The organism is Aurantiacibacter rhizosphaerae, assembly GCF_009807005.1.
Taxonomy (GTDB): domain Bacteria; phylum Pseudomonadota; class Alphaproteobacteria; order Sphingomonadales; family Sphingomonadaceae; genus Alteraurantiacibacter; species Alteraurantiacibacter rhizosphaerae.
This window is the reverse complement of the sequence record NZ_WUBR01000004.1, coordinates 63,281-76,577: the sequence shown is the minus strand read 5'-3', so window position 1 is coordinate 76,577 and position 13,297 is coordinate 63,281. Positions and strand designations below refer to the sequence as shown.

Genomic DNA, 13,297 nt, shown 5'->3' with positions numbered 1-13,297 from the left:
TGCGGCTTGACCGACCGGCGCATACCCCTAACAGGCCGCCTTTCGGCATGTGTGCCTGGTTGTTGTGGCGATCGTAGCTCAGTTGGTTAGAGCGCCGGTTTGTGGTACCGGAGGTCGCGGGTTCAAACCCCGTCGATCGCCCCATTTTTCTCCAGCATCCCTGCCACTTGTGGATTGAGAGAGGGGACGGCCAATGCCGGCATTCTGGAGTGAACCCGACTGGGACGAGCACGAGCGAGTTGAGGTCGTGCATGATCGCGCATCGGGCCTTACCGCCATCATCGCTCTGCATTCCACCCACCTTGGCCCGGCAGCGGGCGGCACGCGTTTCTGGCATTACGAAGATCCCGCCGATGCGATGCGCGATGCGCTGCGCCTGTCCCGCGGCATGAGTTACAAGAACGCCATGGCCGGATTGCCGATGGGCGGTGGCAAGGCCGTTGTCCTCCTCGACAAGAACGGCAAGAAAACCGAAGCCATGCTGCACGCCTTTGGCGCAGCGGTGGAGGCACTGGATGGCCGCTATGTCACCGCAGAAGACGTTGGCGCGACGGAGGCCGACATGGTCACCATCGCCACGCGCACGCAGCATGTCTGCGGCCTGCCCGCCGAAGAAGGTGATGCAGGCGGCGATCCCGGCCCGTTCACCGCCATGGGCATCTATCACGGCATCAAGGCCGCCGTTGCGCACAAGATGGGCAAGGATTCGATGCAGGGCGTGCGCGTTGCCGTGCAGGGCTGCGGCTCTGTTGGCGGCGGCGTGGCGCGATTGCTGGCCAAGGACGGCGCAAGGCTCACCCTGTCCGACATCGACGACAAGCGGGCCGAGACCATGGCGCATGAGCTGGGCGGAAAGGCCGTGGCTGCCGATCAGGTGATGGGCGTGGAATGCGATGTGTTCAGCCCCAATGCCCTTGGCGCCATCCTTGATGATGAAGGCATTGCGCGACTCGATTGCGCCATCGTTGCAGGCGGCGCGAACAATCAGCTCGCCCGGCCAGAGCATGGCCAGCAATTGCATGACCGCGGCATCCTGTATGCGCCGGATTATGTGATCAACGCGGGCGGCATCATCAACGTCAGCTATGAATATCTTTGCCGGCGCGAGGGCACCCCTTGTGACATCAATGAGGTGCGCAAGCGCATCGCGCAGATCCCCGCACGTCTGGCCGAGATCTGGAACGAGAGCGACAGCACTGGCAGACCGTCAAATGAAGTGGCCGATGCCATGGCGCAAAGATTGATCGGTCGCGCCTGAGGATAGCTGAAGGGAAGCGGGCGAAAAGGTCCGGTTTTCCTTGTCCGTGTGAGCGAGGGCTGTAAAAGGCCGCGCAAGAGAGTGACTTTGTCCACAACATGCACGGTTTTGCCAATCCCGCCCGTTTCCTGAGAATCGCCAAGTGGCTTACCGCGCCGCTTCTGGTGAGTGGCCTGCTGCTGTCGTTCGGGGCCGTCGCCTGGGGGCTGACGCAGGTTCCGCCCGATCGGCTGATGGGCGATACGGTGCGTATCCTGTTCGTGCATGTTCCCGCCGCATGGCTGGGCATGGGCGGATGGTCTGCCATTGCCATTGCCAGCCTGATGGAACTGGTGTGGCGGCATCCGCTGGCCGCCATTGCCGCGCGCGCTGCTGCGGTGCCCGGCGCAGCCTTTACTGCATTGTGCCTCATCACCGGCTCCATCTGGGGTCGCCCTACCTGGGGCACGTGGTGGGTGTGGGACGGGCGACTCACTTCCATGCTGGTGCTATTGTTCCTGTATTTTGGTTATATCGCCCTGTCGTCCTCGCTGGCGCGGGAAGGGCAATCCAGCCGCATTGCCGCCATCTTCGGCCTGGTGGGCGCGATCAATATTCCGATCATCAATCGTTCAGTCGTGTGGTGGAACAGTCTGCACCAGCCACCCAGCATCACCATGGGCGAAAGTTCGATCGATCCGGTATTTCTCTGGCCGCTGTTGATTGCCACCCTGGGCTTCTCTCTGTTGTTTGGCGGCGTGGTGCTGACCCGGATGCGTGCCATTCTTGCCGATATGCAGGCAGAGGCGCGGCTGCGCCGGAAGGCGTTGCAGGCAGAGGATATAGTGCGTTGAGAGAAGCGCTGGACCAATGGCTGTTCGTCTATGCGGCGGTGGGCGTCACCCTGGTGGGCACGCTGGTGCTGGTGGCCTCCAGCCTTCTGGCCATGCGCCGGGCGGAAAAACGGCGCGAGGAGTCACGCAGGAAATGAATGCCAAGACGGATCGCGGGCTGAAGCCCAAGCATCAGAGGCTGGTGCTGGTGATTGTCGCACTGGTGGCACTGGTGGGCGCCGGCCTGCTGGCGGCCTATGCCCTGCGCAACCAGGCCAGCTATTTCTATGTGCCCGCCGATATCGCCGCCAGTCCGCCCGCGCCGGGGCAGGCCATCCGCCTTGGCGGCATGGTGGAAAACGGCTCCATCACAACGGCGGCAGATGGTGTGACGGTGGAATTCGTGGTGCAGGACGGCGTGGCCCGCGTGCCCGTGACATACGCCGGTATCGTGCCCGCCCTGTTCGTGGAAGGATCGGGCGTGGTTGCCGAAGGCAGCATGGGCGCAGACGGCACCTTCGTGGCCGATAATTTGCTGGCCAAGCATGACGAGAATTACATGCCGCGAGAGCTGGAGGGCATGAGCACTGCGGAACTTCGCGAAGAGCTGCAGGAAAGCGTGGCGGGCGCCGGCGAATGATTGCCGAGATCGGTCTTGCTGCCCTGTGGCTTGGTGCTGCCCTTGCCGTGCTGCAATTGCTGGGCGGTTTTCTTGGCGCGCGGGAGCAGGGCAGTGAGCTGACGCCGCTGGTGCGCCCCGCTGCCATGCTGCAGGCGCTGCTGTGCGCGGTATCTTTCGGCGCGCTGGTATATGCCTTTGCCGTTACCGACCTTTCCGTGGAACTGGTTGCCACCCACTCACATTCGATGAAGCCGCTGGCGTTCAAGCTGTCTGGCGCATGGGCCAATCACGAAGGGTCCATGCTGTTGTGGATTACCGTGATGGCACTGGCAGGCGGCCTGATCGCGCTGATCGAACATCGCTTGCCCAGCCGCATGATGATGGCAACGCTGGGCGCGCAGGCCTTTGTGGCCGTGGGTTTCTACCTGTTCATCCTGCTGTCCTCCAACCCGTTCAAGCGGCTTTCGCCCGTGCCCGCCGATGGCAATGGGTTGAACCCGCTGTTGCAGGATATGGGCGTATCGTTCCATCCGCCCACGCTCTATATCGGCTATGTCGGCCTGTCGGTGGCCTTCAGCTTTGCGGTGGGTGCGCTGCTGACGCGCAATGTGACGCCGGAATTTGCCCGCGTGATGCGCCCGTGGGTGCTGGGCTCCTGGATTTTCCTGACCATTGGCATCGCGGCCGGGTCCTACTGGGCTTATTACGAGCTGGGCTGGGGCGGCTGGTGGTTCTGGGATCCGGTGGAGAATGCCAGCCTGATGCCATGGCTGGCGGCAACCGCGCTGCTGCATTCAGCCAGCGTGCTGGCCGCGCGCGATGCCTTGCGTACCTGGACGATCATGCTGGGCGTGATCGCCTTTTCCATGAGTATGCTGGGCACCTTCCTTGTACGGTCCGGCATCCTTACCTCGGTTCACGCCTTTGCCGTCGATCCTGAGCGCGGAAGCTTCATCCTGATCCTGTTGGCGCTGTATATCGGCGGCGCACTGGTGCTATTTGCCTTGCGCGCCAGCACGATTGCGGAAGGGGAGCGGTTTGCGCTGTTCAGCCGTGAGGGCGCGCTGGTGGTGAACAACGTGGCGCTGTCCTCCATCCTGGGAATCGTGCTGCTGGGCACGCTGTATCCCTTGTTGACGGAGGCTTTTGACGTGCGGGTTTCCGTGGGTCCTCCTTATTTCAATCCTGTCAGCGCGATATTCTTCCTGCCGATGCTGGCTATTCTCGCCGTCGGGCCGCTGCTGCGCTGGCGCACGGATTCGTTTCGCCGCATCCGGTTGCCGGTCATCATCATCGCCGTGGTGACGATCGCAGTGCTGGCATTGGTGCTGGCGCTGACAGAGATCGGCATTCTGCCCTTGTTAGGCCTAGCGATGTCCGTGGGCATAGCGATTGCCAGCTTCATGCCTCTGCGCGGGCGCAACATCCTGCGCACGCCATTGCCGATCTGGGGCATGTGCGTTGCCCATTTCGGTGTGGCAGTGGCGCTGTTCGGAGTGGCGGCAGACACGGCTTTCCAGCAGGAGCGACTGGTGGCCGCATCGCCCGGTGACGTGATCGAGATTGGTCCGTGGGAAGCAAGGATGACGTCAGTCAGCCCCGTCGCCGGTCCTAACTGGACCGCTATGCAGGGCGATCTGCTGGTTTCCTATGAAGGCGGCCCCGTGCGCGATGCGCATCCGCAAGCGCGCAGCTTCTGGGCGCCGCAGGGCGAGACGAGCGAGGTGGCGCTGCTCACCCGCTGGAATGGGCAGCTGTATGTCGCGCTTGGCAATATGGCCGATGATGGGCGCTGGCAGCTGCGCCTGTGGTGGAAGCCGTTTGTCACTTACATCTGGTATGGCGGATTGCTGATTGCATTTGGCGGTATGCTGGCTCTGCTGGGCCGCGTGATCGGCGATGTGCGCCGCCGCTCTGCCGAACTACGTGAAGATCGACGCCGCGCCGATGAGGCGGAGTTGGCAGCATCATGAAACGCCTGCGTTACACGCTCTGGATCGTCGTGGGCTTTGCCGCCGCGTTGTTTGGCCTGTTTGCCTACCAGCTGTCGCAACCCAAGGACGATTTCGTCGAGTCGGCAATGGTGGGACAGCCGATGCCCGCTTTCGATCTGCCGCCCGCCGTGGAAAGCCGACCTGGTCTTTCGCGCGCCGATCTGGCCGATGGTGAGCCAAAGCTGCTGAATGTTTTTGCCAGCTGGTGCATCCCTTGCGCGGCAGAAGCGCCGCAGCTGGATGCGCTGGAAAGGGCAGGCGCCAATATCGTCGCCGTCGCCATTCGTGACCGGACGGAAGACGTTGACCGGTTCCTTGCCGCCTATGGCAATCCTTTCACCCGCATTGGGAAGGATGACATTTCCGAAGTGCAGCTGGCCATCGGATCCTCCGGCGTGCCGGAAACCTTCGTGATCGATGGCAATGGCGTGATCACCTATCAGCATATCGGAGACATTCGTGCAGACGATGTGCCGATGCTGCTGGAAGAATTGCGAAAGGCGGGATCATGATTCGCTGGCTGATACCCATGCTGGCAGCGCTGGCGTTCATCCAACCTGTCTCCGCGCAGGATCGCATGCCGCCCGCGCCCTACGCCTATACCCAGCTGGACGATCCCGCGCTGGAAGAACAGGCGCGAGAGCTGATGCACACGTTGCGCTGTCTGAAATGCCAGAGCCAGTCCATCGCGGACAGTGACGCCCCCATGGCAGGCGATATGCGCCACCAGGTGCGTACGCGCATCGCGGCGGGTGAAAGCCCGGACCAGGTGCGCGAATGGCTGATTTCCCGCTATGGCGATTACGTTAGCTACGAACCGCAGGTGAGCGCCACCACGTGGCCGCTGTTCGTCTTGCCCATCGTGCTGCTGGTGCTGGCAGGAACGGTGCTGATGCGGCGCATTGGCAGGCGCAAGGGCGATGATGCCGTGGATGATGCCGCATGACGTGGATTGCCGTTATCGTTCTGGCGCTGATCGCCTTTGCCATCGCAGCCTTTGGCTTTGGCCTTGCGCGCGGATTGTGGACCAGCCTTGCCGCCGCGCTGGGGTTTGGGCTGGCAGGATATGCCCTGCAGGCCAGCCCCGATATGCCATCCTCCCCCACGTCGGCATCAAACACGGCGCAATCGCAGGAAATCAACGTGGTTGATGCCCGGCAGGAATTTGTCAGCCAGGCGGACAAGTCCGGCAGCAACATCCTGATTACCGCCGATGCCTGGGCGCGGCGCGGTCGTTATGCAGAAGCGGCGCAGATGCTGGCCGGTATAACCCGCGCAGATCCCAAGGATTTCGAGGCCTGGCTGGCGCAAGGTATCGCGTTGGCGGAGCATGCCGATGGAGCCCTGACGCCTGCGTCGGTTTACGCCTTTCAGCAGGCATCGAACCTGAAGCCTGCCAATCTTGCCCCGGGCTATTTCCTGGGCGTATCGCTGGTGCGGCAAGGGCGGCTGCTGGAGGCGCGGCAGGTGTGGCTGGAGACATTGCAGAACGGTGCAGAGGATGCGGAGGGGCGCGAAGGGCTGGAGAACCGCCTTGCCCGACTCGATTCGCTGCTGGTGGCATTGCAGGCAGGGCAGCAACCCATTCCTGCACCCGCCGCGCCGGAACAAGTTTCTGTTCCGCCACAAGACGCGCAATAATGCTGCGCTGCATCATGTTGCAGCCTGCCCGCACTGCTGCTAACGCGCCCGCTTTGCCGTACACCATTGGTCGGATGGGTTGAAAAATCAGATGAGCGCCACCGGACAAGACCGGGATACTGCCAAGCTGAAACTCGCCGCCGGTGCAATCGGCATCGTTTTCGGCGATATTGGTACATCTCCACTTTACGCTTTCCGCGAAACCTTTCGCGGGGCGCATGATCTGCCGATTGACGATCTGCACATATTCGGCGTGGTCAGCCTGATTTTCTGGTCGATGACGCTGGTCGTGGCGATCCAGTACGTCACCATCCTGATGCGCGCCGATAACAACGGGCAGGGCGGCAGCCTGGCCCTGGTGGCGCTGCTTTCCCGCAGCGTCGGCAAATCCAGTTACAGCTGGCTGGTCGTGCTTCTGGGCGTGTTCGCCACTGCGCTGTTTTATGGCGACTCGATGATTACGCCTGCGATTTCGGTGCTCTCCTCTGTGGAGGGTTTGACCGTGGTGGATCATCGCCTCGATCAATTCGTGATACCCATCGCGCTGGTGCTGCTGGTGGGGCTGTTCGTCCTGCAAAAACGCGGGACGGAAAAGGTGGGGGCGCTGTTTGCGCCGGTGATGATCATCTATTTCACCACCATCGCGGTTCTCGGCATTGTGCAGATCTTCGGGTCACCGGAAATTCTGGCCGCCCTGAACCCGTATTACGCGATACAGTTCTTCATCACCGACAAGTGGTTTGCCTTCCTCGCGCTCGGCTCAGTCGTGCTGGCCGTTACGGGTGCAGAGGCGCTGTATTCGGATATGGGCCATTTCGGCCGCGGCCCGATGAAGCTTTCGTGGTTCGGCTTTGTCATGCCGTGCCTGCTGCTCAATTATTTTGGGCAGGGTGCGATGATCATCGGCCTGCCCGATGCGGCGGCGGAGGAGGCTATTCTGAACCCGTTCTTCTTCCTGGCGCCGGAGGCATATCGCCTCCCGCTGGTTATCCTGGCAACCTGTGCCACCTTCATCGCCAGCCAGGCAGTGATTTCGGGCGCGTTTTCCATCACCCACCAGGCCATCCAGCTGGGCTTCATTCCGCGCCTTTCGATCCGCCATACGAGTGACGAGCATTCCGGCCAGATCTACATTCCGGTGATCAACTGGGCGCTGATGTGCGCCGTGATCCTGCTGGTTTTGACGTTCCAGAACTCTTCCAATCTCGCCAGCGCATATGGCATCGCGGTGACGGGTGCGGTGACGATCGATACGCTGTTGATGGGCGTGCTGTTCATCGGCGTGTGGAAATGGAAGAAATGGATCGCGATACCCGTGGTGCTGCTGTTCCTGATCGTTGACGGTGCCTACTTCGCCGCGAACTTGACCAAGGTGCCCGATGGTGGCTGGTTCCCGCTGCTGGTGGGGGCCATTGCCTTCACCTTGCTGACCACGTGGGCCAAGGGCCGCCAGTTGATGCGCCAACGCATGACGGAGGCCGGGCTGCCGCTGGATATCTTTGCCAAGTCCGCCCGCGGCAGCACGGCGCGCGTGCCGGGTACGGCGATCTTCATGAATTCCGGCAGCAAGGGCACCCCGTCCGCGCTGCTGCACAATATCAAGCACAACAAGGTGCTGCATGAACGCGTCGTCGTGCTGACCGTCAACATCGCGGACGTGCCTTACGTCGGCGAAGATGAGCGATGCCATATAGAGGAGCTGGGCGACGGTTTCTTCCGCGTGGTTCTGAACTATGGCTTCATGCAGGAAACCGATGTTCCCGCCGCGTTACAGCGGCACGAGATGTGCGGCGGACCCTTCGATATGATGAAGACCAGCTTCTTCCTCAGCCGCCAAACACTGCTGACAGCGGAAAATCCCGGTATGTTGGTTTGGAGAGAGAAGCTGTTTGCATGGATGATGCGCAACGCGGCCACGCCGATGGAATTTTTCCGCCTGCCCACAAACCGCGTGGTTGAGCTGGGCAGCCAGGTCGAGATTTGACCGAAGCCTCTCGTTAACATAGCCTCCCTGCGTCCGGTGCGTTTTCCAACGCCCGGCATGGGGGGCATCGATGGAAACAGGCAAAGCGCAAAGGCCGCTTGGGCTGATGATGAGCATATCGCTTGTCATCGGCACGATGATCGGCAGTGGTATCTATTTCCAGCCATCGGCCTTGGCCCCGCTGGGCTGGAACATGGTGATAGGCTGGTTGATCAGTGGCCTGGGCGCGCTGTGCCTTGCAATCACTTTCCGTTTCCTAATGGATGGCACGGGTGAGGGCATCCAGCATAATATCGAAAGGATCACGGGCGAAGTGCCCGGGTTCCTTGCCATGTTTTCCTACTGGGCGGCGGGCTTTGCCTCCATCGCCGCACTGGTGATCGCAGGCGGTTCAATCCTGGCAGACTTCCTGTTTGAGGAGCCTTCGACCAGTTCTGGCGTGGTGATGGCCTTCATCCTGCTCGGCCTCATCACCGCAATCAACCTCATCGGCACGCGTTCCGCCGGCCGGATGCAGGTGCTGTCCGTGGCGATCAAGATCATTCCGCTGCTGTTGGTGATAGGCGCGCTGACGTGGTTCATGCTGGGATCGAAGCCGGTGCAGCCAATGGCACCTGCACCTGTAGAGATTGACGGAATTTCCGGTGCTGTGGCGCTGACGTTGTTCGCCTTTCTGGGATTTGAGACAGCCAGTGTACCGGTCAACAAGATCCGCAATCCAGAACGGAACATTCCCATCGCGCTGATCGGGGGGACATCGCTGGTGCTGGTGCTTTATCTGCTGGTGAGCCTGGGCTTGATGCTGTTGATACCCTGGCAGGATATTGCCAGCTCAACCTCGCCCGTCTCCGATGCGCTGGCCACCGTGCTTGGCCCGGTTGCGGGCGGACTGGTGGCTCTGTGCATCCTCGTCAGCGTGACGGGCTGCGCCAATGGCCTGGTGCTGATCGGCGCGGACTGCACATATTCAATGGCCTTGCGCAACGAGATGCCGCAGCTTTTCGCCCGCACCAGCAGGGATGGCGTGCGTTACTGGGGCGTGATCGTGCAAAGCGTGATCGTGGCGCTCTTCATCATCGGCAACACCTCGCGCGGGCTATCGGCGATGTTCACCTTTCTCGCGCTTTTGACCACGGGGGGCATTCTTGTCTTCTATTTTCTCGCGATTGTCGCGGCGATAAAGGAGAACAGGACAGTTGCCCGTTGGCCGGTCATGGCGATCGGCATCGCCTTCACCGGACTGGCGATCTACGGATCGGGCCTTGAGGTCGGGCTGTGGGTATTTGCCCTCTTGGCCATCGGCCTCGCGTTGCGCTGGTACTGCAGGCGCTCTGCCGTGCGCGTGCCGGCAGAGGGGATAGCCTGACCGGCTATTCCGTGCGCGGCGGATCTTTCACCACCTCGTCCTTGTCATCCACGCTCAGCCCGTGCCGCAGCAGCATGGGCACCTGCGTGAAGGTGAAGACGAAGGTCAAAGGCAGGAACAGCCAGAGCTTTGCCGCCAGCCATGTCTCAAAGCTGACGGCATAGGCCAGCACGAGGTTGAGCACGGCCAGCACCTGGAAGAAAATGCCCCAGTTGCGCGAGAGTTTCAGCCAGCCTTCATCGGAAAGCCCTTCAAATGCAGCTTCCAGCAGGATTTTCAGCATGGATTTGCCCTTGGCATATCCGATCAGCAGGACGATGCTGAAAAGCTCATAGACCAGCGTCGGCTTCCACTGGATGAAACGTTCATCCTGGAAATAGATGGTCAGCGCGCCGAAACCCACGATCATCGCCGTCGACAGCCACAGCATCGGGCTGATTTTGCCGAGGCGCCACTTGCTGATGGCCAGCGCGGCGATGGCTGCGATGATGAAGGCGCCGGTGCCCCGGATCACAGCGAAGATCTCGCCGCCCGTGTCCTCTCCAGCGTTTGCCGGAGAATAATATTTGTACACCAGGAAGAAGACGAGCAGCGGGCCGTAATCCACGGCGACATTCAGCCAGCCTGATTTGGGCTTGCTGCTGGTGGTCGCTTGCTTGGGGGCTTCGGTGGTCATCAGGCAACTCCGGCGATTACGCGCGCCACAAGGTCTGGATCGAAGGGGCGCAGATCGTCCAGCGTTTCGCCCACGCCGATGGCATGGATTGGCAGTCCATATTGTTCTGCCGCTGCCACCAGCACGCCGCCGCGCGCCGTACCGTCCAGCTTCGTCATGATAAGGCCGGTGACGCCTGCCACCTCCTTGAAAATCTCGATCTGGCCCAAGGCGTTCTGCCCATTGGTGGCATCCAGCACCAGGATCACGTCATGCGGGGCCTCTGGATTCAAGCGGCCCAGCACCTTTCGGATCTTGGCCAGTTCATCCATCAATTCGCGCTTGTTCTGCAATCGGCCCGCGGTGTCCACGATCAGCGCATCGGTGCCGATATCGGTGGCCTTCTTCACCGCGTCGAACACGATGCTGGCAGGATCGCCGCCTTCCGGGCCCGTCACGATTGGCGCGCCGATCCGTTCTGCCCACACTTTCAGCTGACCGATCGCGGCCGCGCGGAAGGTGTCGCCTGCGGCCAGCATCACTTCGTAATCGTCTTCCTGCAGCCAATGGCCCAGCTTGGCGATCGTGGTGGTCTTGCCGCTGCCGTTCACGCCGATCACCAGGATCACTTGCGGGCGCGGAAATGCGGTGACTTCCAGCGGCACGGCCACGGGGCGCAGGATGGCGGCGATTTCTTCGGCCACCGCTTCCTTCAGCTCACGCTCCGTGATGGAGAGGCCGAAGCGCTTCTCTGCCAGCTTTGCACGAATGCGAGCCGCAGCGCTGGGGCCAAGATCCGTCATGATCAGCGCATCTTCGACATCGTCCAGCGTGGCATCGTCCAGCTTTGCCGTGCCGACAACGCCCGTCAGGTTTTCGGACAGACGATCCGAGGTTTTGCGAAAACCTCCGAACAGTTTTTCAGACCAGCTGGTTTCGCTCACTTTAGCAGGCCTTCCTCATGTGATTGCGGGGTGACGGAAAGGATCGTCCCTCTTGCCGTGCCATTGGGCAGGGCCACCCGTGCGAAGTTTTCGGCATAGCCCGTTCCGTCGCTTTCCGTAAGCACGCGCTGCGTTTGGCCCACAAGACTATCCAGCCATGCGGCACGCACCTTCGCCACGGCGCTGCGCAATTGGGCGGCGCGGGCCTTGATAACGGCCTTGTCCAGCTGCGGCATGCGCGCTGCGGGCGTGTTGGGGCGGGGCGAGTAGGGAAAGATATGGCCGTGCACGATGGGAAGCTCTGCGATGATGGAGCAATTGTCGGCATGATGCGCCTCGCTCTCCGTCGGGAAACCGGCGATCAGGTCTGCTCCGACGGTGAGATCGGGACGTCGCGCTTTCAGCCGCTGCACAAGGTCCACTGCATCGCGGCGCAGATGGCGGCGCTTCATGCGTTTCAGGATCAGGTCTGCCCCGTGCTGCATCGACAGGTGCAGGTGCGGCATTATCCGTGCCTCGCCCGCGAACAGTTCGAACAGCAGCGGATCGATTTCCGCCCCGTCCAGCGAAGACATGCGCAGCCGCTGCAATTGCGGAAATTCATCGAGGATGGCCAGCACCAGATCGCCCAGCGGCGGTTTTCCGGGCAGGTCATGCCCCCAGCTGGTGACATCCACCCCCGTCAGCACGATTTCGGGTGCGCCCTTATCGAGATGACGCTCAACCTCGTGCAGAACCTGCGGCACGCTTAGCGAACGGCTTGGCCCGCGGCCTTGTGGGATTACGCAGAAGGTGCAGGCATGATCGCAGCCGTTTTGCACGGCGATGAAGGCGCGGGTGTGGCTGATGGGGGCGGGCTGTGCAGTCTCGCCCACATTCCACGCGCGAGCATCCAGTTTCTGCGTGTTCGGCACCAGCCCATCCACTTCGGGCATGGCGGCAAGCTGATCCCGCTCTATATCCGCGGCGCATCCGGTGACTAGCAATCGCGCATCCGGCCTTGCGCGGCGGGCGCGGCGGATGGCCTGGCGCGTCTGACGCACCGCCTCTGTCGTCACGGCACAGCTGTTCACCACCACGACGTCACCCTCGGCGGCGATCAGGTTGCGGATACGCTCACTCTCGGCGATATTCAGGCGGCAGCCTAGCGAGATTACTTCTGGCGTCACGACGTCAGTCTGGCTCACGCGTAATCGCCCCAATCGAAACTTCCGCGAAATGCCTCTGTCGCGGGGCCTGTCATGGTGATGCGGTTGTCTTCACCCCAGGTGATGAAAAGCGGGCCGCCGGGCAGATGTACGGTCACCTCGCGCTCTGTCAGCCCGCTCCGCATGGCAGCAACCGCCGTTGCGCAGGCACCGGTGCCGCAGGCTCTGGTCAGGCCGACGCCGCGTTCCCACACGCGCAGGTGAAGCGTTTGACGGTCAGCTACGCTGGCGACATTTACATTGATCCGATCGGGAAACAGAGGATCGGTTTCGATCTGCGCGCCCAGCGTTTCCAGCGGCACGGCATCGGCATCGTCCACGAAGAATATCACATGCGGATTGCCCACGTTCACCGCCAGTGGCCGCTCCAGCACATCCCAGCCCACGGGCATGGCTGCGGTATCCATCGGGTAGGCGAGGGGAATGGCGTCCCAATCGAAGCGAGGCTCTCCCATATCGACAGCGATGCCCTTTGCATCGGGCTGGGTGGCGATCAGGCCGCCTGCGGTGGCGATGGTGGCGCGTTCTTTCAGCAGCAGGCCAATGGCGCGCGCGGCATTGCCGCAAGCCTCCACTTCGCCTCCATCGGCATTGTAGATGCGCATGCGCACGGTGGCCTGCGCATCATTCTCCAGCACGATCAACTGATCGCAACCGATGCCACGCGTGCGATCGGCCAGTGCGCGCACCGTGTCGGCGCCCATGGCAGGCATGGCATTTTCGCGCGTGTCGAGCACGACGAAATCGTTGCCGAGACCGTGCATCTTGGTGAAAGCAATACGCATCAGCGCCACCTAGGGCGGGTTGTCCCAG

14 protein-coding genes and 1 tRNA gene are annotated in these 13,297 nt (G+C 61.9%); 11 read left to right on the top strand and 4 right to left on the bottom strand.

The genetic code is table 11. The features are described from left to right. Window positions 1-67 precede the first annotated feature (67 nt). The 11 genes from GRF63_RS15660 to GRF63_RS15615 all read left to right on the top strand — a co-directional run bounded on the left by GRF63_RS15660 (window position 68) and on the right by GRF63_RS15615 (window position 9,677). Window positions 68-144: transfer RNA gene (locus GRF63_RS15660), tRNA-His, on the top strand. Window positions 145-193: 49 nt separating this feature from the next. Further along, window positions 194-1,258 (top strand): Glu/Leu/Phe/Val family dehydrogenase, encoded by a 1,065-nt coding sequence (locus GRF63_RS15655; protein ID WP_160487009.1) that lies wholly within the window; start codon window positions 194-196, stop codon window positions 1,256-1,258. A 98-nt stretch (window positions 1,259-1,356) separates the two neighbouring features. After that, window positions 1,357-2,091, top strand: a complete 735-nt coding sequence (gene ccmC / locus GRF63_RS15650; RefSeq protein WP_160487008.1) for a heme ABC transporter permease CcmC — start codon at window positions 1,357-1,359, stop codon at window positions 2,089-2,091. Then, on the top strand, window positions 2,088-2,228 hold the full coding sequence (locus GRF63_RS16460) for a hypothetical protein (protein ID WP_202131789.1): 141 nt from the start codon (window positions 2,088-2,090) through the stop codon (window positions 2,226-2,228). The genes ccmC and GRF63_RS16460 overlap by 4 nt, the downstream gene beginning before the upstream one ends. Next, window positions 2,225-2,710, top strand: a complete 486-nt coding sequence (gene ccmE, locus GRF63_RS15645) for a cytochrome c maturation protein CcmE (protein ID WP_160487007.1) — start codon at window positions 2,225-2,227, stop codon at window positions 2,708-2,710. Before GRF63_RS16460 ends, ccmE begins: the two co-directional genes overlap by 4 nt. After that, window positions 2,707-4,665 (top strand): heme lyase CcmF/NrfE family subunit, encoded by a 1,959-nt coding sequence (locus GRF63_RS15640; RefSeq protein ID WP_160487006.1) that lies wholly within the window; start codon window positions 2,707-2,709, stop codon window positions 4,663-4,665. The genes ccmE and GRF63_RS15640 overlap by 4 nt, the downstream gene beginning before the upstream one ends. Next, window positions 4,662-5,198 carry a redoxin family protein gene (locus GRF63_RS15635; RefSeq protein WP_160487005.1) on the top strand — a complete coding sequence of 179 codons (537 nt, stop codon included), beginning with the start codon at window positions 4,662-4,664 and terminating at the stop codon, window positions 5,196-5,198. The genes GRF63_RS15640 and GRF63_RS15635 overlap by 4 nt, the downstream gene beginning before the upstream one ends. Next, a complete protein-coding gene (locus GRF63_RS15630) occupies window positions 5,195-5,632 on the top strand; it encodes a cytochrome c-type biogenesis protein (protein WP_160487004.1) in 438 nt (145 codons plus the stop codon). Before GRF63_RS15635 ends, GRF63_RS15630 begins: the two co-directional genes overlap by 4 nt. Beyond that, a complete protein-coding gene (locus tag GRF63_RS15625; protein WP_160487003.1) occupies window positions 5,629-6,327 on the top strand; it encodes a tetratricopeptide repeat protein in 699 nt (232 codons plus the stop codon). The genes GRF63_RS15630 and GRF63_RS15625 overlap by 4 nt, the downstream gene beginning before the upstream one ends. A 91-nt stretch (window positions 6,328-6,418) precedes the next feature. Further along, window positions 6,419-8,311, top strand: coding sequence for a potassium transporter Kup (locus tag GRF63_RS15620; RefSeq protein WP_160487002.1), 1,893 nt, complete (start codon window positions 6,419-6,421; stop codon window positions 8,309-8,311). A 70-nt stretch (window positions 8,312-8,381) separates the two neighbouring features. After that, window positions 8,382-9,677: an APC family permease gene (locus GRF63_RS15615; protein WP_160487001.1), complete on the top strand. Its 1,296-nt coding sequence runs from the start codon at window positions 8,382-8,384 to the stop codon at window positions 9,675-9,677. A 4-nt stretch (window positions 9,678-9,681) separates the two neighbouring features. Here GRF63_RS15615 and GRF63_RS15610 read toward each other — a convergent pair whose 3' ends face one another. From GRF63_RS15610 to dapF, 4 genes are read right to left on the bottom strand one after another with little or no spacing between them, the layout of a single operon-like run. Next, window positions 9,682-10,353, bottom strand: coding sequence for an inner membrane-spanning protein YciB (locus GRF63_RS15610; RefSeq protein WP_160487000.1), 672 nt, complete (start codon window positions 10,351-10,353; stop codon window positions 9,682-9,684). Next, window positions 10,353-11,276, bottom strand: a complete 924-nt coding sequence (gene ftsY / locus GRF63_RS15605; protein ID WP_160486999.1) for a signal recognition particle-docking protein FtsY — start codon at window positions 11,274-11,276, stop codon at window positions 10,353-10,355. Before ftsY ends, GRF63_RS15610 begins: the two co-directional genes overlap by 1 nt. After that, window positions 11,273-12,463 (bottom strand): MiaB/RimO family radical SAM methylthiotransferase, encoded by a 1,191-nt coding sequence (locus GRF63_RS15600; protein ID WP_337189701.1) that lies wholly within the window; start codon window positions 12,461-12,463, stop codon window positions 11,273-11,275. The genes ftsY and GRF63_RS15600 overlap by 4 nt, the downstream gene beginning before the upstream one ends. Continuing rightward, the gene (dapF, locus tag GRF63_RS15595) at window positions 12,460-13,269 is read right to left on the bottom strand and encodes a diaminopimelate epimerase (protein WP_160486998.1); all 810 of its coding nucleotides are present in this window, start codon (window positions 13,267-13,269) and stop codon (window positions 12,460-12,462) included. The genes GRF63_RS15600 and dapF overlap by 4 nt, the downstream gene beginning before the upstream one ends. Window positions 13,270-13,297: the final 28 nt, after the last annotated feature.

Bases quoted from the DNA above. Each gene is read 5' to 3' on its own strand.
- GRF63_RS15655 (WP_160487009.1), top strand. From the start codon at position 194: ATGCCGGCATTCTGGAGTGAACCCGACTGGGACGAGCACGAGCGAGTT.
- ccmE (WP_160487007.1), top strand. From the start codon at position 2,225: ATGAATGCCAAGACGGATCGCGGGCTGAAGCCCAAGCATCAGAGGCTG.
- GRF63_RS15625 (WP_160487003.1), top strand. From the start codon at position 5,629: ATGACGTGGATTGCCGTTATCGTTCTGGCGCTGATCGCCTTTGCCATC.
- GRF63_RS15635 (WP_160487005.1), top strand. From the start codon at position 4,662: ATGAAACGCCTGCGTTACACGCTCTGGATCGTCGTGGGCTTTGCCGCC.
- dapF (WP_160486998.1), bottom strand. From the start codon at position 13,269: ATGCGTATTGCTTTCACCAAGATGCACGGTCTCGGCAACGATTTCGTC.
- GRF63_RS15610 (WP_160487000.1), bottom strand. From the start codon at position 10,353: ATGACCACCGAAGCCCCCAAGCAAGCGACCACCAGCAGCAAGCCCAAA.
- GRF63_RS15630 (WP_160487004.1), top strand. From the start codon at position 5,195: ATGATTCGCTGGCTGATACCCATGCTGGCAGCGCTGGCGTTCATCCAA.
- GRF63_RS15640 (WP_160487006.1), top strand. From the start codon at position 2,707: ATGATTGCCGAGATCGGTCTTGCTGCCCTGTGGCTTGGTGCTGCCCTT.
- ccmC (WP_160487008.1), top strand. From the start codon at position 1,357: ATGCACGGTTTTGCCAATCCCGCCCGTTTCCTGAGAATCGCCAAGTGG.
- GRF63_RS15615 (WP_160487001.1), top strand. From the start codon at position 8,382: ATGGAAACAGGCAAAGCGCAAAGGCCGCTTGGGCTGATGATGAGCATA.
- GRF63_RS15620 (WP_160487002.1), top strand. From the start codon at position 6,419: ATGAGCGCCACCGGACAAGACCGGGATACTGCCAAGCTGAAACTCGCC.